The sequence below is a fragment of the Mucilaginibacter sp. genome, from assembly GCF_965277465.1.
In the GTDB taxonomy this organism is placed as follows: Bacteria; Bacteroidota; Bacteroidia; order Sphingobacteriales; family Sphingobacteriaceae; genus Mucilaginibacter.
Genome location: NZ_CBDICW010000001.1, coordinates 612,227 through 633,738 on the forward strand (window position 1 = coordinate 612,227; position 21,512 = coordinate 633,738).

Genomic DNA, 21,512 nt, shown 5'->3' on the forward strand with positions numbered 1-21,512 from the left:
CTATCGATAAAGATGATGTGTTTTTTAAATAAAGTATTTTGCAGTACATTGCATTTGAGGGTTGATATGAATAACCAAAGTGGCGTGAACGAGTTTCCTGATGAGAACTATAATCCAGATCTCCCTGAGCCTTTTAAGGCTATAGATATAGCCGAAATTGCGCTTGATTCTGCTAATGTAGGTATTTGGATCATTGACCCCGTATCCAGGAAATTCCTGCCGTCGGAACGTACCAGGGAACTATTCGGCTTTTTGCCAAAAGAAGATATGTCTTTTGAGGATGCCATGTTAAAAGTTGTAGTAAAGCATAGAAAAAGTGCTGTGGAGGCTATTGAAAATGCCTTTAGAAAACAACATGCGCTTTACATTGAATTCCCCATTGTGGCAGTTCCTGATCATAAACAAAAATGGCTGAGCGTAACGGGCGGTTTCAGCAGTCCAAATGTAGGCAACAGCTACTTCTCAGGAATCATCATGGATATCACCGAGCAAAAACAAAGTGACCTGAGGCGCAGTAAGTTTATTGGTATGGTTAGCCATGAGTTGAAAACACCCCTGACCGCTTTGAAGGCTTATGTGCAGATGCTGAATAACTGGGCTAAAAAGCAGAAAGATAATTTTTCGATTGGTGCACTGTCCAAAGTGGATAAACAGGTCAAAAAAATGCTCAATATGATCAATAGCCTCCTGAATCTGTCAGGTGCTGAAGCCGGTAAAATACATTTAAACAAAGAAGAGTTCCGCCTTGACACGCTGATCAACGAGGTAGTGGAAGAAACTTTATTTATAACGGCTACGCACCATATAGTGAATGCTCCCAGCGAAGCCGTAACTGTAAATGCTGACCGTGAAAAAATAGAGCAGGTGCTGGTAAACCTGTTGAGTAATGCGGCAAAATATTCTGATAAAAGTGCAGAGATTGAAATAGGTTACGTACTTCACGATACCACCGTGGAGGTAAGTGTCATAGACCAGGGGCTTGGCGTAGAACCACCAGAAATTGAAAAGCTATTTCTGCCCCATTATCGGGTAGAGAGTAAAGAAACAGAGAAAATCGCGGGTTTCGGCATCGGTCTTTACCTGTGTGCTGAAATCATTAACCGTCATCATGGAAAAATCTGGGTCGAGAGCAAACCCGGAAAAGGCAGTACGTTTAAATTTACGCTTCCGTTGAACTAATGCTTTTGAAAACAGGTTTAATGAAAAACTAATTCTGTTAACGTTTCAGGCGTTATGCCAATTGCTTTTCCACTATAGCAACCAGGTCATCTATATCATACGGTTTTTCGAGGAAATCATCTGCACCTGCTGCATAAGCGATTTCTTTTCCTTCTTTACTTGCCGAAATCACGACAATGGGGATACTCCTTAACGAGTCGTTTTTTCGAAGTTGTCTTACCACCTGATCACCTGACATTCCCGGCATCCACAGATCAATAAGCAGCACATCGGGCTTTTCCCGTTCTATTAAGTAGGCCACGGTATTGCTATCCATTACTGCTACAACCTCGTGCCCGGAATCTTCCAGGATCAGCCGGGTGATATCCAGTATTTCCTGTTCATCATCACAGATCAGTATTTTGCTCATTTTATTAACGATTGATAGGAATAGTAAAACTAAAAACGGAGCCCTGGCCCTCCTGACTTTCTACCCACAGAGTGCCTTTATGTTCTTTGATGATCTCGTTACTGACATACAGACCTATACCTACGCCGGGGAATTTCTCCGAAATTTGATCAGCTCTGTAAAACCGCTCAAAAATTCTTTTATGATCCCGTTCGTGTATGCCTACGCCGGTATCTGTAATGGATACTTTTACATAGTCGGGTAATATACTGGTATGAACCATTATCTTTTTCCCATCAGGCGAGTATTTGATGGCATTACTGAGCAGGTTAAGTAATACCTGTTCCAATCTACCAAAGTCGGCAGTAATTACCATATCTGCCGAACCTGTCATTACTAATTTATGAGTCTGCGTTGTTGCCTGTACGCCATTTACTGCTTCGGTAATCAGCTGTCCAAAATTAAATTTGGTAAAATAGAAGCCTACTTTTCCTGACTGGATCTTTGATACATCTAACAGGTCATAGATCAGTTTTTCCAACCGCGCAATTGATTTGGCAGCCGTTTCAAATCCGCTTAAATATTGGGTGTCGTTATTTTGAATTGCTTTTCTTTGCAGCAATTGCAGGTTTCCTTTAATGCTGGTTAATGGTGTTTTCATCTCATGGCTGGCAATGCTGATAAAATCCTCCTTCCGCTGTTCTATTTCCCTGCGCTCAGTAATATCTTCAATGGCAAGCAGTATCCTGTTCTGGTATTTTCCTTTCAACGTAACCTGGCGTGCATTTAATACCAACAGCTTACGGCCAATGTTTGGAAACTCATTTTCTATTTCAAAGCCCTCGAAAGGATTATTATTCGGCAAAACATTGATCAGCAGGTTCTTTAACTCGGGTAAATTCCATTGACCATTATGATGTTCAAAAAGAACTTTGCCCCTGATTTCTTTTTCCGTTGATTTAAAAAAACGGCAAAAGTGATCGTTAACGCTTAAAACTCTCATTTTTTCATCCAGCACCATCAGGCTCTCCCGAATGGTTTCAATGATGCTGGCCAAATAGGTTTCGCTTTCCTGTAAATCTTCAGTCCGCTCTAATACTCGTTCCTCTAAATGTCCTTTTTCTGCTGCCAATGCATCTTCCGCTTCTTTCCGCCGGGTAATGTCATTTTGTATGCCGATAAAATTCGTGATATTACCATCCTGATCTTTTACAGGCGAAATCATTAATTCATTCCAGAAAAGTCGACCGTCTTTTTTGTAATTACGGATCTCCACCTTGCAGTGTTCACCGTTTTTGATGGCTTTACGCAGCAGGTGACGGGCATCCTGGTTATCATCACCATCCTGTAAAAAGCGGCAATTGTGACCAACAATTTCTTTATTGTTATACCCCGTGATGGATTCAAACGCTTTATTGCAATATATTATTGGTTCGTCCGGCTGCGTGTGATCAGTGATTACTACGCCATTATTGGAAGCGCTGACGGCCGCGGCAAATAACCGTATATCTGTTTGCCCCGTATTGGGCAAACGCTTTAAAAAATCATCCATAAGTTAACAATACACCCCTAACAATATTTGATATATACTTTGACAACGTGATAACTAAAAAATAGTTTGATAACTGATAGTTGAAATATTTAATGAGGTGGGGATTGGAATATTTGTTGTACTTGTTTTCTAAATCTTTAACATATGGAAACTAACTATCAAATTTCACTGCATATTAAAACTCCGGCTGGATTTGAAACCTACGGCAACTTTGATCTTGGTAAAGACCGCGAGCAGGCAATGGCCATTGTTGAACAATTTAAAGGCACCGATGACTTATCAGAACAATCCATATTATACATGGATTTTACAGAGGTGCAGAACGGTATCCCACTGCCGGTAAGAATACTGCATTGCACATTAGATGATATTGCTCATAATGTGCGCATCATTACAAGAGACCTGTTTAAAAATCTCAGTCTCTGAAAAAATGACATCAGGACTGTAAAAATTTCAGTTTTTTACTGAAATTTTTACGGGTTGGTTATATTGGTATTGATGTTGTAATACCGTGATCAGTAATAAATTATAAACATTAAAAAAATAAAGCCATGACACTGGTTAAATTTAACAACAACAAAGGAGCGAACGCATTATTGCCAGGCTTTAATGACGTTTTTGAATCAATCTTTAATGACACATTTTTTAATGACCGTATGGTAACCCGCGTACCTGCCGTTAACATCAGCGAAACTACTGATCATTTCCACATAGATCTTGCTGCGCCGGGCCTGAAGAAACAGGATTTTAAGATCAGCCTGGACAGGAATGTGTTAAACATCACGGTAGAAAATCAAAATGAAAGTAGTGAAGAGAACAAACGTTATGCTAAACGTGAGTTTAGTTATTCCTCTTTCGTGCGTTCGTTTACCTTGCCTGAACAGGCCGACCACAGCCGGATTGAAGCGGCTTATGAAGAAGGTATCCTTAAAGTGGATATTGCCAAAAAAGAAGAAGCGAAAATGGCGAGCCGCCAAATTGAGCTGAAGTAATCTGAGATACTATAACAAAGCCACCTTTAAGGTGGCTTTGTTATATAAAATACGTTTGTGTTTTAATTACTTTTTGCCGGATCAATATCAATAGGTATAGGGTATTTACTGATGATGGTATTTGACTCTACCGTGATTTTATTGATAACCCCATCCAGTTCATGTGCAGATGACAAGATATAATTGATCGCTTCATCGAAGTCGTCATCTCGGGCGGTTTTTAAAATGTCAATTAAACCCATGATCCGTGCCAGTGGGGCTCTCACTAAATGTGACTGCATCCATGAGATTTCCCTGAACGTTTTGTTTTGATCTTCCAGGTTTTGAAGATATAACTTGCGAACTGTGACATCTCTGCCTGTTATACATACTCCCTTAACCACCTCGTCTTCTATAACAGGTGTTAACGTGAAACGTATCCATTGTATTGATGTTGCATCCCGGCGATAGCGCCTGTCATATTCAACTATCTCCCCTCCAAACACGTTTTTAATTGCCGACCTGAAATACCCCTGTTTGGAACTTTCTATATACTCGTAAATATTACGGCCAGCTTCGAATTCGGTTTGATTTTTATTCAATTGTACATAGCCCTTGGCTTTCGAGTTAAAAGCCTTGATCGTAAGTTCGTGATCTAAAAGTACAAATCCATCTGCGGCACTTTCAAAGATAGCCCGTAAACTGGCCTCCGATCTTTTGATTTTTAGATTGGCCTTGTTAACTTCTCGTTCGCTTTTTACCTGATCGGTAATATCTGTTGCTAATACAAGCCTTACCTCTTGACCGTCAAGCATTAATAAATTACTTTCTATTTTTACATGTATTCTTTCGCCTCCTTTTTTAATATGCTCCGCATCTCCCTGATAAAACAAGCCGGATTTTCGATTCGTTTCAACCAATTTCTCTAAATTTGATATAGCAGTATCAAGGCGGATATCTTTTATCGTCATTTGTAAAAACTCATTTTCAGCGTAGCCATAATGCCGCACTGCCGCCTTATTTACTTCCAAAAATTTCAGGGTCGATGTATCAAAGATCCACATAGGCATAGGGCTTTGGTCAAAAATACCTTTGTAGCGCTGCTGTAAATGTCCTTTCGTATCAATAGTGTCCTGAAGGCTTTGAAAAATACGGTTGATCAGGGCTACAAGAATTATATTTAAAAATATCAGGTTGGAGCTGAAGGCTATCCATTGCCCTGTAGTGTATTCATGGTTTAGGGGTGAGTAAAAAAGTTTAAACCGGATGACAGCGGCAAAAAAAGAAAGTATCAATGTATTTGCCAGTATCGACCAGTAAGCGTATCGCTTTGAAAAAACAAGTGCGATAAGTACTGTAATAGCAAAAAGATAAAAGACGCCCGGCCCGATATATCCCAAGAGATTGATCAGAAATATAGCTAAAGTATAAAAAATGATGATTATAAAAATTTTTCTTATTTTAAGTGGAATCTGGTGGGAAAAGGTGATAATAGATAGTAATAATAAGCTGATCAGATCTACATATGCGATTACGGTGTAGCCCTCGTTCACAGCCATAAATACTCCGGGGATAACTGCTATAAAACTTATGGGCAAACAATAAAACAGGAAATTGAAAAACAAAAGATCCTGCCAATAGCTTAATTCGGATTGCGTGCCTGCGATGTGTGAAATCGTTTTCCCTTTTACACTTTGCTGGTACTGCCGCCACCAATAATTCACCATTTTTGAAATTTAAGCATTATTAAAGAATCGCGAGATCGTTGTAACGAAAAGCAATAGCCACTAAAATTACATTTATAAACTACAAATAGTTCTAATTCTTTCTAAAATCAATTTTGACCAGGTTTTGATGTATAGGCACAGATAAGAAATTCAGATATGAATGGGCATGAAAGGTGATAAAAACCATACCGAAAGCCTGGTTTTATGATAACCCTGCAAGAATATACGGCATAAAAGAATAAATTTGCTGACCAATTATAATGCTTATGAACGCTTTATTAGCTAAGCAAAATATTAAAACGCACAGGCTGATATTAATTTTAACCTTGGTTTTAATCAACAACATTAGTATGGCCCAAGCCATTCCTAAAGTAGCCTGCGGGTCGGTTAAACGGATGGAGAGTTTTCCATCTCAATATGTGATGCCCCGTAATGTTGATGTATGGTTGCCGGAAGGTTATAACCCCTCAAAAAAATACGCCGTGCTATATATGCACGACGGACAGGCACTTTTTGATAGCACCACCACGTGGAACCATCAAGAGTGGGGTATGGATGAAACCCTTTGTAAGTTAATGGCTAAAAACCAAATAAAGAACTGTATTGTAGTAGCGGTATGGAACACTAATTTAAGGCACCCAGAGTATTTTCCAGAGAAGCCATTTTATAGTATGAGCAAAGACGACCAGCAGCATATACTCAATATTGGTAAAGACAAAGGCACTCCGCTCATCGGCAATGGGCCGGTGTCTGATAATTACTTGAAATTCCTCGTGTTGGAGCTGAAACCTTATATCGATAGCCATTTCAGTACGAAAACCGATCAGCAAAACACCTTTATTGCAGGTTCAAGCATGGGCGGGTTAATTTCAATGTATGCCATTTGCGAATATCCGGATATTTTTGGCGGCGCTGCCTGTCTGTCAACCCATTGGCCCGGAATTTTCACAACCGAAAACAACCCTATACCTGCGTCGTTCTTAAATTATTTAAAAACACACTTACCTTCACCCAAAAACCATAAGCTCTATTTTGACTACGGGAGCAAAACGCTGGATTCCATGTACAAACCATATCAATTGCAGGCCGATGAAATATTGAAAACTGCAGGATATAACAAAAAGAACTGGATTAGCCGAGAGTTTCCCGGCGAGAATCATTCAGAAAAAGCATGGAATAAAAGATTAGATATACCTGTCCTTTTTTTATTGAGAAAGTAACAAGGCCTTATCCCTAACCCTCAATTATTGCGAGATGAAAAACGGCTTAATTCCGTTTGTTACCCATATTGTTTATTATTATAAAAATATTAACAGCCTGGATAAATTTGGAAACGGCAATTTATGCGCAACATTGATGTTGAATTCGCTCGTGGTTAAAATACTTGGTGTAGATTCCTGGCCTCGGTTTCAAGTATTTTGTTGTTATTCAGGAACCCGGTAAACGATTGAATTGACATTAACGCCTGCACCTACAGATGCGAAAACCAGGTTATCTCCTGGTTTAATTGTATAACCGGGCAGCTGACCTTTCCGCACAAGGTCGTACAACGTTGGTAAAGTAGCAACTGAGCTGTTTCCAAGTGTTTCTACGGTAAGCGGCATGATATTTTCGGGCAATTCAGTGAGGCCGAATGCCTGGTAAAGCCGTTTAAGTATGGCCTCGTCCATTTTCCTGTTTGCCTGATGAATCAGCAGCATCTTCATATTTTCAATAGGTAGCTTTACTTTATCCATTGTTTCCTTGATCACCGCAGGCACAGCTTTAAGTGCATGCTCGTAAAGTGTCCGGCCCTGCATTTTAAGCACTAATTGTTCAGCAGAAGGATGAGCAGGGTAATTGGATTCACCCATTTTTAAAACCAGGGCCTGCTCTGCATAGCTTCGGCAACTGTGAGATACAATACCGGTTGGCAAAGTGCTTTCACGGGCTTGCAGCACAACGGCGCCGGCGCCGTCTGCAAACAGCATACAGTCGCGGTCATGAGCATCTGTAACCCGGGAAAGCGTTTCAGCTCCGATTACGAGAATATTTTTCGCTTCACCGGAACGTATGTAAAGGTCACCCTGAATAATGCCCTGAAGCCAGCCCGCGCAGCCAAAGGGAAGGTCATAGCATACGGTATTGGAATTCTTTATTCCCAGGCGAAACTTTACACGTGATGCAAGCGCAGGAACAAGATCACTCCTCCGATTATTTTCAAGTATGTCCCCGAAATTATGCGCAACAATTATATAGTCCAGCTCTTCCATATTTATGCCGGAATCCTGAATAGCAGCCTCCGCTGCAAAAAAGGCAATATCGGAGGTAACGAGATCATGAGTTACATAACGGCGTTCAAAAATACCGGTGATCTCCGTAAACTTCCGTATGATCTCTTCATTGGATTGTTCCAGTTTTCTGCCAGCCTGATCATAAAAAGTGTGATTTAAAAAGTCGGAATTTTTGATAATGCGGGTTGGCAGGTAACTACCGCTACCGGCAATAACACTGTATGTTTGAGTTTTTGAATGATAAAGGGGCATGTATAGCTAAACTTGTCCGTTAATATTGATGTGTTACAAACTTAATGATAACGTTTAATTATTTAAGTGACTTTAAGCATAGTGTTTTCTGAGATTTGTCATTCGGGAAGATTGAAATCTTTTTATGTCTGACCCGAATCTTCAGCCTGATTTTGAACAGGTATACCCTTTCGCATAAAGGAAAATATTGTGTTTAGATACTTATTTTCCGTTACCATAACGGGGTTTGTTTGAACACCTGAAAGTATTTTAACTTTAATTGAACCGATTATTAAGGTTATCAAGTCATAACTGTTACTCAGCTTTTGGCGTTATGTATTGTTATAGTTTATGGGAGTTATTTGTTTAATGGAGTGAGAAATGTTCGGTGATTGGGCCGGCCATAAAAATTACAAAAAGTGACAGCACGCTTAGAATCATAATAACGGCGAAAAGAAACACGCCGAATGTTGCAGAATCTGTTTGTAGCGTACCCAACGAAGCAGGAATATATTTTTTCTCTTTCATCAAACCTACAATCATCAGCCCACCAATAATGGGAACATAACGCCCTGAGAGCATAGCAAAGGCTGTAGTTAAATTCCAGAAAATAGTATTATTACCCAGCCCTCCGAAATTTGACCCATTACCAGCAACTGACGACACATATTCATAGAGCATAGTTGTAAAACCATGAGGCCCTTTGTTACTCAGCCAGCCCAGGGAGTCACCACCCCCGGCCTTATTCATATAAATATAACAGGCAATTGCTGCAAGCACAATAGGAACAAATATTTGGAGCACACTAACTATTATGGCTACCTGCATTTCTTTGGTGCTGATTTTTTTACCGAAAAACTCCGGCGATCTGCCAATCATCAGCGTACCAATAAACACGGCAATGATCAGATACATTAACATATTGATAAAGCCGGTACCCAAACCTCCAAAAAATGCATCTATCTGCATACCAACCAGCATAGCAACGGATGATAAGGGCATATAACTGTCATGTACAGATACCACCGTACCGGCAGGCACCGCTACATTTTCAGCAGCATAAAAAGCAGAGTAATTACTACCAAAACGTACTTCCTTTCCCTCCATATTACCGGCTGATTGGTTTATGCCTAAACGTTCTGTTTTAGGATTGCCTCCTGCTTCCTGTTTTATTATCGGTACAGCAAGTAATAATAAGCCCGCCGTCATTACGCCAAACAACATCCAGGCAAATTTTTTCCGGTTTAAATAATATCCGATAAAAAACACAAATGCCATTGGCAACAATAACACGATGATATAATGCACTACATAGGTTTTAAATGACGGGTTCTCAAATGGATGTGCATCATTAGCGCCAAAAAAACCGCCTCCGTTCGACCCCATCTCTTTTATAGGTATCATGGATGCCACCGGACCTCTCGCAACGTTAACGGTATCGCCCTGTAGCGTTACAACTTTATCCGGCCCCTTAAAGGTCATGGGCACGCCTCCAATCATAAAAATGATGGCTACTATAACCGATAATGGCAACAATATCCTTGTGCATGATCGTAAGAAATCATTAAAGAAATTACCCAGACCCGTACCAGGATCTGCAGTTAAACCACGAACAATGGCAACGCCTGCCGCCAAACTTGTAGCAGCACTTACAAATTGTAGAAACGTAAACACACCAATTTGCGAAAGGTAACTGGCACCGCTCTCACCAGCATAATGTTGAAGATTGGTACTGGTTATAAAACTGATGGTAGAATTCAGCGCTAAAGACCACTCCATTCCGGTTATATGGGCAGGATTTAGAAAAAGGCTGCCCTGTAAAATAAGTAATATAAATGCTGGTAATATCCAAACTAATTGTACACACAGCAAGGCCAGCAGGTACTGTTTCCAATCCATTGATTTTTCCTGATCGATACCGCATATTTTAAACAGCCATGTTTCGACCGGACTGATTATATCTAAGAAACTTTTATCGTGTTTATACACGCGCTTCATGTAGCCTCCTAATGGTACTGCGAGTAAAAGTGTAACCAGAAACAGCACTATAAAACCAAAACTATCAACTATCATTTAATGAGTATTAATAAACAATTAATGTAGGAAATTGCTAAACCAGTAATGCATAGCTAAAATAGTGCCTTGTTTGTAAGTGTTTGGTTATTAGTTGATTGTTTATTTAATGTAATAAATTAAGCTGCATAACCTATCAATTTGAAAGAGGCATTATTAAAATGATAATTAGCTGTACCTAATTCAGCTGCCTGCTGACAGGGCTTACTATTCACCAGATGAATAGCTAACAAAGCACCTAAATTCACAAAGTAAGTATACACGAAATGTAGTATTTACTTTTGTTAGCGGGATGTTTAAACATTCCATGATGGATGTAAACGGTTCATTTAGAACACTTTAGATAGAGCTTGACTTATAGCATATAGTTGCTAAATGTCAACAAAAAAAGGCCTCTCTTTTGGAGAAGCCTTCAGTCATTTGGGAATAAGTTCCTTTTGTAGCCCGTAGGGGAATCGAACCCCTGTTTCTAGAATGAAAATCTAACGTCCTAACCCCTAGACGAACGGGCCATTTATGGCTTTTTATATTCAGTAATTCTACTTAAATACCCCTTGTTTTGGGATTGCAAAGATATACGTTTAATGAGAAATTAAAAATATTATTTAAAAAAAATTTACCTGGCGTGACAAATGCAACCTTATATGGCTAATTCAAGTGAATAATCGGTTTTAAATTGATACTTATTAACGCGTTTTCCCATGCTTTTTTATTCTATCAAACAAAAACAGTACTCTTCATTTTTTATGTGGTAATTTACCGCTTATATTTATACATAAAATATCTAACCAACTATATGAAAGCTACATGGAACAACCAGGTAATTGCCGAAAGCAATGATACCGTTGTGGTTGAAAACAATCATTATTTCCCAATTGAAAGTGTTAAGGCCGAATACCTTAAACCATCGCCAACCCATACTACCTGCCCCTGGAAAGGGCTTGCCTCTTACTACTCGCTTGATGTGGATGGCATGCATAACCCTGATGCGGCGTGGTTTTACCCCGAACCAAAAGAGGCAGCGGCAAACATTGCAGGCCATGTTGCGTTTTGGAAGGGAGTTAAAATAACCCAATAAAGGATGAAGCAGTACGATGCAATTATAATAGGTGCCGGGCAGGCAGGCGGCCCTTTGGCCAAAAAACTGGTCGAAGCAGGTAAAAAAACGGCAATCATTGAGAAGCGTTGGGTTGGGGGCACCTGCGTTAATGATGGCTGCACGCCCACCAAAACCATGATTGCATCTGCTAAAATGGCCTATATGGCGGCTAACAGTGGTCCGTTGGGCATTAAAATAAAAAGCTTTTCGGTTGATATGCCTAAAATCAAAAAGCGCAAGGATGATATTGTGCTTAAATCCAGAAACGGCAACCAGGCAGCAATAGAAAAAACCAGGGGACTTGACCTGCTATTTGGCGAAGCCACCTTTACTGCCGATAAAACAATTTCTGTAAAGCTTAACAGCGGAAGGACAAAAGAACTGAAGGCCGACCTGTTCTTTATTAATACCGGCGCAAAGCCAGCAATTCCTGAAATTGAGGGACTAAATGATGTTGACTACCTCAACTCAACTTCTATAATGGAGCTTGACCATATCCCGGAGCATTTGCTGATCCTGGGTGGTAATTATATCGGACTGGAGTTTGGGCAGATGTTCCGCAGGTTTGGCAGTAAGGTTACCATAATCGAAAGATCGGGCCGTATTGTATCCCGCGAGGATGAGGATATTTCGGCCGAATTAACCAGTATCCTTAAAGCAGAAGCTATCAGCATTTATACAAATGCTACCGCTACAAAATTTAAGAAAAAGGCGGGCGGAAAAATTGTTGCTACCATTAGTAACAATAGTAAGGAAGAAAAAATAAAATGTTCGCACGTGCTGGTGGCTATTGGCCGCACGCCGCAATCTGAGGCCCTTAATCTGCCAAAAACAGGGGTTAAAACTGATGAACATAAAAATATTATTGTTAACGATAAGCTGGAAACCAATGTAAAAGGTATTTATGCTTTGGGCGATGTTAAAGGCGGCCCGGCTTTTACCCATATTTCCTATAACGATTATACTATTGTATATCGTAATCTGATTGAAAAGCAAAAACTAAGCACAAAAGACAGGCCTGTTCCATACTGCATGTTTACCGACCCGCAATTGGGCCGGATAGGAATAAGCGAAGCTGAAGCAAAAAAGCAGGGCATCAAATATAAAGTGGCCAAACTGCCTATGGCGCATGTGGCCCGCGCTATTGAGAACGGCGATACCCGCGGCTTTATGAAAGCCATAGTTGACCCGGATACTAAACTGATATTAGGGGCTGCTATTTTAGGGGCCGAAGGTGGCGAGATCATGACGGTATTACAGATGGCCATGATGGGTGGTATTACTTATGAGCAGATCCGTTATTGTGTTTTTGCACACCCGTTGTATGCCGAATCATTAAATAACTTGTTTTTGGCCTTAGCAGATTAATTCTTGTATTTATGATCAGGGTTCAAAATCTCAGCAAGCATTTTGGTATGGTTAAGGCCGTTGATAATATTTCGTTTAAAGTTGAGGCGCACGAGAACCTGATTTTATTAGGCACCAGCGGCTGCGGTAAAACCACAACCCTAAAAATGATTAACCGGCTGATAGAACCTTCGGCCGGGAATATTTTTATTGATGGGAAAAATGTTTTTGAGCAGTCGCCCGAAATTTTAAGGCGGGGAATAGGCTATGTTTTACAAAATAACGGCTTATTTCCGCATTATACCGTGGCCGAAAATATTGCTATTGTTCCCCAGTTACTTAAATGGGATAAAAAACGAACCGAAAAGCGGGTATCTGAACTGCTCGAAAAACTTCATCTCTCTAAAGATCATCTTAACGCCTACCCTAACGAACTAAGCGGCGGCCAGCAGCAGCGTATTGGCCTGGCAAGGGCATTGGTTGCCGATCCGGCTGTTTTGCTGATGGACGAGCCATTTGGGGCGCTCGATAACGTTACCCGCTCAAAGATCCATGCAGAGTTTAAAGCCCTGGATGAACTGAAAAGAAAAACCATCATCATGGTAACGCACGATGTACAAGAAGCCTTTGAATTGGGCGACCATATTTGCCTGATGGATCAGGGTAAAATAGTGCAGAACGGCACCCCTTCCGAATTATTATTTAAGCCCAAAAACAGCTTTGTTAAAGGCTTTTTGCAGGAACAGCGATTGCAGCTGGAGTTTAAAACCATCCGGCTTTATGATGTATGGAACTGGATAGCACCAGCGTCGGCTATAAGCAAAGTTTCAGGCCTATCGGCCGATACTGATTTTTGGTCGGGGTTGGAGCACTTTAAATTTAATGATGCCGAAACCATAAATATCACCCATAAAGAAACTGCCGAAATCCGGTCGGCAAGTTTTGAGCAACTGATGGCTGCATTTTATCAATATAAAAAACAGCAAACCCATGAATGAGCAACAGCAAACCTTATGGGATTTTATGCGGCAGCAAAGTGATAAACTGGGCACGCAAACCTTACAGCATATCGGGCTTACCTTTGTTTCGCTTTTTATAGCCGTACTTATTGGTTTGCCGCTGGGTATATTCATCACCCGTAAAAAGCAATTTTCGGGAGCTGTATTAGGCATTGCAGGCGTTTTGCAAACGGTGCCAAGCATTGCCCTGTTAGGTTTTATGATCCCCCTGTTAGGTATCGGGGCAAAACCCGCTATTGTGGCCTTATTGTTATATGCCTTATTGCCCATCATCCGCAATACCTATACTGGTATTACGGGGGTTGATGCAGCCGTTAAGGAAGCCGCAGCGGCAATGGGCATGAGTAAGTGGCAGGTTTTGTTTAAGGTTGAGCTGCCGCTGGCTATGCCCGTTATATTTGCGGGTATCCGTACGGCTACGGTAATAATTGTTGGTGTGGCTACTTTGGCATCGTACATTGCAGCGGGTGGCCTGGGCGAGTTTATTTTCGGCGGCATCTCGCTCAATAATACCAACATGATTTTGGCCGGGGCCATTCCGGCGGCTTTGCTGGCTATTATTTTTGACTTTTTGCTATCGCGACTGCAAAAGTTAAATAGCAAAAAATTAAGAACAGCTACTGCGGTCTTACCCTTTTTGTTGGTACTGCTGTCCTTGTTCTATTTTATACCATCGGCTTATGGCAGTAAGCTCAGGGCGGGTTTTACCCCCGAGTTTATGGGCCGGCAGGATGGTAACCTGGGCCTGCAAAGCAAATATGGCTTAAAGATCCAAACGCTGGTTATTAACGATGCGGTGATGTACAAAGCAGCTTATGAAAAACAGCTGGATGTGATCAGCGGTTACTCCACCGATGGAAGGCTCAAGGCTTACGACCTAATTGTTTTAGATGATGATAAAGCGATATTTCCACCCTATTATGCTGGGCCCATTGTGCGCGATGAGGCACTTAAAAATTTTCCGGAACTTGAAAAAACATTGAACTTACTTTCGGGCAGGATAAATGACAGCATAATGACGGCTCTTAATTACCGGACAGACTATCTTCACCAAACCCCTGAGCGCGTAGCCCGGGATTTTTTAAAAGCGAATAAATTATGGCGGCCCGCCCGCAACGGTAATGCCGGGATTGTACGTATCGGCTCAAAAATATTTGGCGAACAATATATACTGGCAAGTATTTACAGCATGCTGATAAAGGGGTATACTGATTATGACACGGCTACGAAAACAGGGCTGGGCGGCACCAAAATATGTTTTGATGCCTTAACCAACGATCAAATAGATTTTTACCCGGAATATACTGGTACCGGTTTGCTCACCATATTGCAGGCCCCGCAAAAAACGGTTGATTCATTAACCGGGAGTAAGGAAGCCACTTATAATTATGTTAAAAAGGGATTTGAGGATAAATACCATATCAACTGGTTAAAGCCGATAGGCTTTAATAATGCTTATGCGCTAATGATGCGCAGAAAGCAGGCAAAAGCGTTAAATATTAAAACAATTTCGAGCCTTGAAAGGTATTTGGAAAGTAAGTGATACAAATGGACATAGCAGACTGTTATATAAAGGTACGTAAACGAACGGAGCATATTTGCGCACCCCTGCAAACGGAAGACTATGTGGTGCAGCCGGTAGGCGATGTTAGTCCGCCTAAATGGCATATAGGCCACACCACCTGGTTTTTTGAAACCTTTATCCTTAAACCCTATTTTATGGGTTACCAGGAATATAACCCCGAATACAATTACGTTTTTAACAGCTATTACGAAACGGTTGGTAACCGCGTTATCCGTACAGATCGTGGTAATCTGAGCAGGCCAACTGTTATTGAAATTTATAAATACCGCGAGTATGTTGACGAGGCGATGCTTAAGTTTTTGTGCGAAGAGCCAAGCGATGAAATTAAGGAACTGCTAACGCTTGGCTTTAATCACGAAGAGCAGCACCAGGAACTACTATATACTGATATAAAATATATTTTAGGCCATAACCCCCTGTTCCCGGCATATTCAAAAGATTATGTATCGCCTAAAACAACTCCTGCAGGCAGTGATGAATTTATTAAGCTGAATGAAGGCATTTACGAAATAGGCTTTAAAGGCGAAGGTTTTTGTTTTGATAATGAGCTTAATCCGCATAAGGTATACCTTAATGCTTTTGAGATCAGCCCTAATCTGGTTACCAATGCCGAATATCTTGAATTTATAAACAGCGGCGGCTACCATGATTTTCGCCACTGGCATGCCGAGGGCTGGGATTGGGTTAAAACCAACAAGGTTGAAGCACCGCTTTACTGGCATTTAATTGATGAAGAATGGTATCATTACACCTATCATGGGCTTGAGCTATTGAGCTTAAAAGAATCTGTGTGCCATATTAATTATTTTGAGGCTTATGCTTATGCCTCGTGGAAAGGCTTAAGATTGCCTACCGAGTTTGAGTGGGAAGCAGCAGCAACACAATTTAGCTGGGGCAAAAGCTGGGAGTGGACAGAAAGTTCATACCTGCCCTACCCTGGTTTTGCCAAGGCCCCCGGGGCAATAGGCGAATACAATGGCAAGTTTATGGTTAACCAAAAGGTATTAAGGGGCGCATCCGAAGTTACCTCGCCGGGGCACAGCCGCATAACCTACCGCAATTTTTTCCAAACAAATTTAAGATGGCAATTCACCGGCATTAGGCTGGCTAAATAAGATCTGATACCGATGAAAAACACCGAAATATTCACCAAAGGAGAAGTAAATGAACTTTCAAGCTGCAGAACAGGAAAGTTTTATTACGATGTAGTATGCGGGCTTAACGCAAAGCCAAAGTACCTGAGCTCCATGTATTTTTATGACGCCAATGGCGATAAGCTTTTCCAGGACCTGATGAACTGCGATGAATATTACCCAACCAATTGCGAACTGGAGATATTTGCTGAAAAAACAGCAGAGATCTGTAAAGCTATTATGGGCGATGGGGATGCCTTTGATTTGATTGAATTAGGTGCAGGCGATGCCACTAAATCAACCTACCTGCTTCAATATTTATTAACGCAGGGGGCCAACTTCAGTTATTTACCTATTGATATATCATCAAACGTAATATCATACCTTAATATAACACTTCCAGTAACCTTGCCGGGTTTGCAAATAACCGGTTTAAACGGCGAGTATTTTGACATGCTTAAAAAAGCGGCCTCAATTTCAAAAAAGCGCAAGGTGGTAATGTTTTTAGGCTCAAACATTGGCAATATGCCGGTTGATGTGGCCGAGCAGTTTAGTATGGATCTGCGCAATCACCTTTCGCCAGGGGATATGGTGCTGATTGGTGTCGATTTGAAAAAGAACCCCCAAACGGTATTAGCTGCTTATAACGATAAGGAAGGGATCACCAAAAGATTTAACCTTAACCTGCTGGAGCGCATGAACCGGGAGCTTAATGCTGATTTTGATGTAACGGAATTTGAGCATTACCCCACCTATGATCCTGAAACAGGCGCCTGCAAAAGCTACCTCATAAGCCTTAAAGATCAGGATGTAAACATCAACGGGATGGAAACCATCCACTTTGAAAAGGATGAATACATTTTTATGGAGATCTCACAAAAGTTTACCATTCAACAAATTGATCAGATGGCTGCCAAGGCTGCCTTTAAGCCTGTTGAACATTTTTTTGATAACAAGCATTGGTTTACAGATGCTATCTGGGTGGCAGAGTAATTAAGCTTATTCCTGCGGGGGCATATATTCCAAGCGTTTTTTAAAGTAGGCATCCCAGCTTTGCTGTTGCGCACGGTTGGTCATGTGCTGGGTATCGGCATCATAATCCTGGTTCAGCTGTTTGTATTTGGCATCAATGCGGTTAAATATATTTGCTGCCGCCGATTGGTAATCGGCATAAAAAACAGTTTTGGCTACCGCTCTTAACAACTCCTGCTGTTCCATATAAGCAATGGTATAATGCCCTTGCTCGTGCCTTAACACTTCGGCAAGCATAGCCTGCGATGTAATGCGGCCCTTATCCATCCACGATTTATTATTGTTTAGCGTAAGCTGAATATCAAAGTTAAGCCGGTAATAATCGCGCTCCCTCTGTGCCTGGTAACGGAAGCTGATAGAGCAGTTGGTATACGCAATAACACTCCCATTATTGCTGCGCGGTACCCCCTGAAAATCATCCATCCGGAGCTGATGAAATGCTTGCGCCGAAACACTTGCACTTATAAAAAGCCCCAAAGCTAAAACCAATATCAACCGCACTAACCCGAAATTCATCATATCGTCAAGTAAAAATTTTACTTTTTGACCTTATCTGCATGCATATGGTTTAATGCCATCATTTCTTTCATGGTTTGTTGCATGGCATCGGTTGATCCATCGAGGAAGATCACGTTGCCCTGTGAGTTTTCGGCAAAGTGTTTAATTGATTCTGTCCACATGGTGAACAATATAACAGAAGTATCCATATTGGCATCCTGCATTTCTTTTGCAGCTACTGACATACCCTTGGCCACCTCCTCGCGAAACAAGGCCACACCCTGCCCGCGCAGCTGCGATGCCTGGCGCTCAGCCTCGGCCGAGATCTTGATCGCGTTACCTTCTGCTTCGGCAGCTTTAGTTTTAGTGATCAATAAGGCCTGGCCTTCGTTTTCGGCAGCAGCTTTAAGGTTGTTGGATGCCACTACCTGGCTCATTGATTTCATGATCACTTCATCAAAAGTAATATCGTTCAATTGCAGATCCTGCAGGTGATAGCCCCAGCCTTCTAATATCACATCTAATTGCTCCTTCACATGCTCTACAATGTCGCGGCGAAGTATCAATACTTCTGATTGGCGCTTGGTAGCCACAAAGGCGCGGATTGAGCCCTCAACCGTGCGGATAAGTGCCTGCATCAGGTTACGGTCGTCAACAAACTTAAAGGCTACGTTTTTAATGGTTTCCTCTTGCTGGTCCAGTACCGAATAAAGCAGCATGGCTTTAAAGTATACATTGGCCTGGTCGAACGTTACGGCCTGGAACTCCAGTTCTACAGACCGGTTCTGGATAGATATTTTTGAATAAATATTTTCAATAAATGGGATCTTAAAATTTAAGCCCGGGGTTAATATGCGGCGGTATTTTCCAAAAACAGTAATTACCACTATAGTGCCCTGTTTTACAGACACGAACGAGGAGAGTAATATCACCAGTAAAACAAAAACAACAATAAAAAAGCCTATTTCAGTATTCATAGCTAATAAATAATATATTATAAATGTATGATTAATTATTGGTGTGCAATTTGTTTTTAATTAATGCTGTATAATTCAGCATTAAATTATTATGAACTTAAAACGCACTTTTGGAGCCATACTTACTGTATTAGGAATTATCGGCTTAATTTTTACCGGGGTTGGTGTAATTAATCAAAGCGGTAAAATTACCACAATGGTTGTGGTAGGGATAATTGCCATCCTGTTTTTCTTTACAGGCATCAGCCTGATAAGAACTACAAAGGACGAGGTTTAAGAAAAAGACCACTTATTCATCGTCTTTTTAGGGTTTATTGGTTGAAAGGAATTTTGCCGGCCGGATTATTTTTAATTAAATCATTGCATGGTTTGGTTAATGTTTATATTCGGCTTGGCTAAACCTTAACCAATGAATAGACTTTACACAATTTTTGCACTTGTTGCATGCTCTTTATCTGTTAAATCACAAACTACTTCACTAACTCCCACAGAACCCTTCGGAAAAGTAAACTCTGCCGACCTGGAGCTGAAAGCCTGCGACTTTGAAAAGACGCTAATGCCGAAGTGCTTTTTGAAAAAGGCGAAGTTTATTTTGGAGCTGATATGCTTTCCATAACGGAAGAAATACACAAGCGGGTAAAAATATTTAACGATCACGGTAAAAGCGAAGCCGATGTACGTATAGAATTTTACAGCGGTAACAGGCTTGAATATATCACCGGTATACAAGCCGAAACCATAAACCTGGTTGATGGTAAAACAGAGATCATCAAAATGGATAAAAAGCTTATCTATACCAAGGTTATTGATAAATACCACAGCGAAATAACCTTTACCTTACCCAATGTAAAGGCCGGCTCAATCATTGAATATAAATACAACTGGAATGCTGACAGCTTTACTGATTTCCCGGATTGGGATTTTCAGGAAAAGATCCCGGTAAGATATAGCGAGTTTACTACTGCTATTCCGGATGTTTTTTACTTTAGGGCGCATCCGCATATTATACAACCTATGTTAAAGGACACGCATACTACGGATGCCCGGTCTTTTTTTGAAGGTTCACAATCTTATTCGTATAACCTGGAAAAAGAAACCAGGGCGATGGGTAACATCGCTTCATTGGCCGATGAGCCTTATATGTCATCGTACCATGATAATGTACAGTCAATCCGTTTTCAATTGGTTTCAATAAGGCCTATCGGTGGTTTTGGTAAGTCGTTTTCAGAAACATGGGCCAAAGTTGGGGGCCTGCTAATTGATGATGATGATTTTGGCGGCCAATTAAAAAGGAAGCTGAATGGCGAGGAGGCAATAATAGCCAAGGCTAAAACGCTGAAATCAAACGATGAAAAGATAGCCTATATTTTTAACCAGGTTAAAAATACCATGAAATGGAACGAGAACGACAGGTGGTATACCATTGATGGTACCTACCGCGCCTGGGAAAATAAAACCGGGAATTCTGCCGAGATCAACCTCATCCTTTATCATTTGCTCAAACAATCGGGGATTGAGGTATATCCAATGGTGGTAAGCACGCGCGAGCATGGCCGGGTAGACCCATATTATACATCCCTAAGCCAATTTAACCGTGCCGTAGCTTATGTGCCGGTTGATAGTGCCAAAATGTATATTTTGGATGCCACAGGTAAGTATAACTTATATAATGAAACACCGTCTGATCTGTTAAATTCAGCCGGGTTGTACATTGATAAGCCCAAAAACCTGTATGATATAGTTCAGCTAAAAAAGGCTTCGGTAGTAAGGCAGGTGGTTTTAATAAATGCAGATATAAAGGCAGGCGGCAGGCTGGAAGGCACCGCACAAATTAATAATGTAAGCTATGATAAGATTGGCGCTATTACGCGCTATAAAAAGGATGGCGAAAAAAAGTATATTGATTATTTAAGGGATGATGATAATAACCTTAAAATAACAACCGTAAAGTTTGATAACATGGATGTTGACAGTTTGCCATTAACGCAAAATGTGGCATTCAATATGGAGCTCGCCGGATCTGACGAAAACTATATTTATTTAAACCCTAACCTGTTTACCCCGCTTAAAACCAATCCTTTTTTAAGCGAAAACAGGATGACCGATATTGATTTTGGCTATTGCCGCAATTACTCAATAAATGGTATTTATAAAGTGCCCACAGGCTATAAGGTTGATGCCATGCCAAAAAGCGTAACCATAATAATGCCCGATAAGAGCTTTAGCTTTAAACGTTTTGTAGCCGAGCAGGAAGGTACCATAGTGGTACGCTACAGTATCAATTATAATGTGACCGAATATTCGAAAGAGAACTATGCCGATTTTCATGCCTTTTTCAAAAAAATGCACGAAATGCTTAATGAACAGATCGTTTTGAAAAAAGCCTGATATGATGCACCGATATAGATATTTAAAATGCCTGCTATGC

Annotated in this window: 19 protein-coding genes and 1 tRNA gene; 12 read left to right on the forward strand and 8 right to left on the reverse strand. The window is 40.9% G+C overall.

The features are described 5' to 3' along the window. The first annotated feature begins 12 nt into the window (after nt 1-12). On the forward strand, nt 13-1,179 hold the full coding sequence (locus ACQY4U_RS02730; protein ID WP_428327840.1) for an ATP-binding protein: 1,167 nt from the start codon (nt 13-15) through the stop codon (nt 1,177-1,179). A 52-nt stretch (nt 1,180-1,231) separates the two neighbouring features. Here ACQY4U_RS02730 and ACQY4U_RS02735 read toward each other — a convergent pair whose 3' ends face one another. After that, nucleotides 1,232-1,588: a response regulator gene (locus ACQY4U_RS02735; protein ID WP_428327841.1), complete on the reverse strand. Its 357-nt coding sequence runs from the start codon at nt 1,586-1,588 to the stop codon at nt 1,232-1,234. A gap of 4 nt (nt 1,589-1,592) precedes the next feature. Beyond that, nucleotides 1,593-3,119, reverse strand: a complete 1,527-nt coding sequence (locus ACQY4U_RS02740; protein WP_428327842.1) for a PAS domain-containing sensor histidine kinase — start codon at nt 3,117-3,119, stop codon at nt 1,593-1,595. A 144-nt stretch (nt 3,120-3,263) separates the two neighbouring features. Between ACQY4U_RS02740 and ACQY4U_RS02745 the strand changes: the two genes are divergently transcribed. Next, nucleotides 3,264-3,545, forward strand: a complete 282-nt coding sequence (locus tag ACQY4U_RS02745; protein WP_428327843.1) for a hypothetical protein — start codon at nt 3,264-3,266, stop codon at nt 3,543-3,545. Nucleotides 3,546-3,670: 125 nt separating this feature from the next. Then, entirely contained in the window at nt 3,671-4,111 is a 441-nt protein-coding gene (locus ACQY4U_RS02750; RefSeq protein ID WP_428327844.1) for an Hsp20/alpha crystallin family protein, read from the forward strand. Nucleotides 4,112-4,173: 62 nt separating this feature from the next. Here the strand turns inward: ACQY4U_RS02750 and ACQY4U_RS02755 are convergent, their stop codons facing one another. Beyond that, a complete protein-coding gene (locus tag ACQY4U_RS02755) occupies nt 4,174-5,817 on the reverse strand; it encodes a PAS domain S-box protein (RefSeq protein WP_428327845.1) in 1,644 nt (547 codons plus the stop codon). 266 nt (nt 5,818-6,083) lie between these two features. Between ACQY4U_RS02755 and ACQY4U_RS02760 the strand changes: the two genes are divergently transcribed. After that, nucleotides 6,084-7,037, forward strand: coding sequence for an alpha/beta hydrolase (locus ACQY4U_RS02760; RefSeq protein ID WP_428327846.1), 954 nt, complete (start codon nt 6,084-6,086; stop codon nt 7,035-7,037). A gap of 204 nt (nt 7,038-7,241) precedes the next feature. Here ACQY4U_RS02760 and ACQY4U_RS02765 read toward each other — a convergent pair whose 3' ends face one another. The 3 genes from ACQY4U_RS02765 to ACQY4U_RS02775 all read right to left on the reverse strand — a co-directional run bounded on the left by ACQY4U_RS02765 (nt 7,242) and on the right by ACQY4U_RS02775 (nt 10,906). Next, the gene (locus ACQY4U_RS02765; protein ID WP_428327847.1) at nt 7,242-8,342 is read right to left on the reverse strand and encodes a 3-oxoacyl-ACP synthase III family protein; all 1,101 of its coding nucleotides are present in this window, start codon (nt 8,340-8,342) and stop codon (nt 7,242-7,244) included. Between the two features lie 345 nt (nt 8,343-8,687). Continuing rightward, complete coding sequence (gene kdpA, locus ACQY4U_RS02770; protein WP_428327848.1) at nt 8,688-10,394, reverse strand: potassium-transporting ATPase subunit KdpA; 1,707 nt, start codon at nt 10,392-10,394, stop codon at nt 8,688-8,690. Nucleotides 10,395-10,834: 440 nt separating this feature from the next. Beyond that, nucleotides 10,835-10,906, reverse strand: a tRNA-Glu gene (locus tag ACQY4U_RS02775). Between the two features lie 284 nt (nt 10,907-11,190). Here ACQY4U_RS02775 and ACQY4U_RS02780 point away from each other — a divergent pair. From ACQY4U_RS02780 to ACQY4U_RS02805, 6 genes are read left to right on the forward strand one after another with little or no spacing between them, the layout of a single operon-like run. Then, nucleotides 11,191-11,472 (forward strand): DUF427 domain-containing protein, encoded by a 282-nt coding sequence (locus ACQY4U_RS02780; RefSeq protein WP_428327849.1) that lies wholly within the window; start codon nt 11,191-11,193, stop codon nt 11,470-11,472. A gap of 3 nt (nt 11,473-11,475) precedes the next feature. Next, on the forward strand, nt 11,476-12,861 hold the full coding sequence (locus ACQY4U_RS02785; RefSeq protein WP_428327850.1) for a mercuric reductase: 1,386 nt from the start codon (nt 11,476-11,478) through the stop codon (nt 12,859-12,861). Between the two features lie 11 nt (nt 12,862-12,872). Then, nucleotides 12,873-13,838 carry an ABC transporter ATP-binding protein gene (locus tag ACQY4U_RS02790; RefSeq protein ID WP_428327851.1) on the forward strand — a complete coding sequence of 322 codons (966 nt, stop codon included), beginning with the start codon at nt 12,873-12,875 and terminating at the stop codon, nt 13,836-13,838. Continuing rightward, a complete protein-coding gene (locus ACQY4U_RS02795; protein WP_428327852.1) occupies nt 13,831-15,402 on the forward strand; it encodes an ABC transporter permease/substrate-binding protein in 1,572 nt (523 codons plus the stop codon). Before ACQY4U_RS02790 ends, ACQY4U_RS02795 begins: the two co-directional genes overlap by 8 nt. Nucleotides 15,403-15,407: 5 nt before the next feature. Further along, on the forward strand, nt 15,408-16,559 hold the full coding sequence (egtB, locus tag ACQY4U_RS02800; RefSeq protein ID WP_428327853.1) for an ergothioneine biosynthesis protein EgtB: 1,152 nt from the start codon (nt 15,408-15,410) through the stop codon (nt 16,557-16,559). A 12-nt stretch (nt 16,560-16,571) separates the two neighbouring features. Continuing rightward, nucleotides 16,572-17,570 carry an L-histidine N(alpha)-methyltransferase gene (locus ACQY4U_RS02805; RefSeq protein WP_428327854.1) on the forward strand — a complete coding sequence of 333 codons (999 nt, stop codon included), beginning with the start codon at nt 16,572-16,574 and terminating at the stop codon, nt 17,568-17,570. Nucleotides 17,571-17,576: 6 nt separating this feature from the next. Here the strand turns inward: ACQY4U_RS02805 and ACQY4U_RS02810 are convergent, their stop codons facing one another. Both ACQY4U_RS02810 and ACQY4U_RS02815 read right to left on the reverse strand, forming a co-directional pair. Then, nucleotides 17,577-18,128, reverse strand: coding sequence for a DUF922 domain-containing protein (locus ACQY4U_RS02810; RefSeq protein ID WP_428327855.1), 552 nt, complete (start codon nt 18,126-18,128; stop codon nt 17,577-17,579). A gap of 17 nt (nt 18,129-18,145) precedes the next feature. Continuing rightward, a complete protein-coding gene (locus tag ACQY4U_RS02815) occupies nt 18,146-19,084 on the reverse strand; it encodes an SPFH domain-containing protein (protein WP_428327856.1) in 939 nt (312 codons plus the stop codon). 91 nt (nt 19,085-19,175) lie between these two features. Here ACQY4U_RS02815 and ACQY4U_RS02820 point away from each other — a divergent pair, with 91 nt between their 5' ends. Both ACQY4U_RS02820 and ACQY4U_RS02825 read left to right on the forward strand, forming a co-directional pair. After that, the gene (locus ACQY4U_RS02820; protein WP_428327857.1) at nt 19,176-19,361 is read left to right on the forward strand and encodes a hypothetical protein; all 186 of its coding nucleotides are present in this window, start codon (nt 19,176-19,178) and stop codon (nt 19,359-19,361) included. Nucleotides 19,362-19,648: 287 nt separating this feature from the next. After that, nucleotides 19,649-21,472, forward strand: coding sequence for a DUF3857 domain-containing protein (locus ACQY4U_RS02825; protein WP_428327858.1), 1,824 nt, complete (start codon nt 19,649-19,651; stop codon nt 21,470-21,472). The last annotated feature ends 40 nt before the right edge of the window (nt 21,473-21,512 follow it).

Bases quoted from the DNA above. Each gene is read 5' to 3' on its own strand.
- ACQY4U_RS02730 (WP_428327840.1), top strand. From the start codon at position 13: ATGATGTGTTTTTTAAATAAAGTATTTTGCAGTACATTGCATTTGAGG.
- ACQY4U_RS02735 (WP_428327841.1), bottom strand. From the start codon at position 1,588: ATGAGCAAAATACTGATCTGTGATGATGAACAGGAAATACTGGATATC.
- ACQY4U_RS02740 (WP_428327842.1), bottom strand. From the start codon at position 3,119: ATGGATGATTTTTTAAAGCGTTTGCCCAATACGGGGCAAACAGATATA.
- ACQY4U_RS02745 (WP_428327843.1), top strand. From the start codon at position 3,264: ATGGAAACTAACTATCAAATTTCACTGCATATTAAAACTCCGGCTGGA.
- ACQY4U_RS02750 (WP_428327844.1), top strand. From the start codon at position 3,671: ATGACACTGGTTAAATTTAACAACAACAAAGGAGCGAACGCATTATTG.
- ACQY4U_RS02755 (WP_428327845.1), bottom strand. From the start codon at position 5,817: ATGGTGAATTATTGGTGGCGGCAGTACCAGCAAAGTGTAAAAGGGAAA.
- ACQY4U_RS02760 (WP_428327846.1), top strand. From the start codon at position 6,084: ATGAACGCTTTATTAGCTAAGCAAAATATTAAAACGCACAGGCTGATA.
- ACQY4U_RS02765 (WP_428327847.1), bottom strand. From the start codon at position 8,342: ATGCCCCTTTATCATTCAAAAACTCAAACATACAGTGTTATTGCCGGT.
- kdpA (WP_428327848.1), bottom strand. From the start codon at position 10,394: ATGATAGTTGATAGTTTTGGTTTTATAGTGCTGTTTCTGGTTACACTT.
- ACQY4U_RS02780 (WP_428327849.1), top strand. From the start codon at position 11,191: ATGAAAGCTACATGGAACAACCAGGTAATTGCCGAAAGCAATGATACC.
- ACQY4U_RS02785 (WP_428327850.1), top strand. From the start codon at position 11,476: ATGAAGCAGTACGATGCAATTATAATAGGTGCCGGGCAGGCAGGCGGC.
- ACQY4U_RS02790 (WP_428327851.1), top strand. From the start codon at position 12,873: ATGATCAGGGTTCAAAATCTCAGCAAGCATTTTGGTATGGTTAAGGCC.
- ACQY4U_RS02795 (WP_428327852.1), top strand. From the start codon at position 13,831: ATGAATGAGCAACAGCAAACCTTATGGGATTTTATGCGGCAGCAAAGT.
- egtB (WP_428327853.1), top strand. From the start codon at position 15,408: ATGGACATAGCAGACTGTTATATAAAGGTACGTAAACGAACGGAGCAT.
- ACQY4U_RS02805 (WP_428327854.1), top strand. From the start codon at position 16,572: ATGAAAAACACCGAAATATTCACCAAAGGAGAAGTAAATGAACTTTCA.
- ACQY4U_RS02810 (WP_428327855.1), bottom strand. From the start codon at position 18,128: ATGATGAATTTCGGGTTAGTGCGGTTGATATTGGTTTTAGCTTTGGGG.
- ACQY4U_RS02815 (WP_428327856.1), bottom strand. From the start codon at position 19,084: ATGAATACTGAAATAGGCTTTTTTATTGTTGTTTTTGTTTTACTGGTG.
- ACQY4U_RS02820 (WP_428327857.1), top strand. From the start codon at position 19,176: ATGAACTTAAAACGCACTTTTGGAGCCATACTTACTGTATTAGGAATT.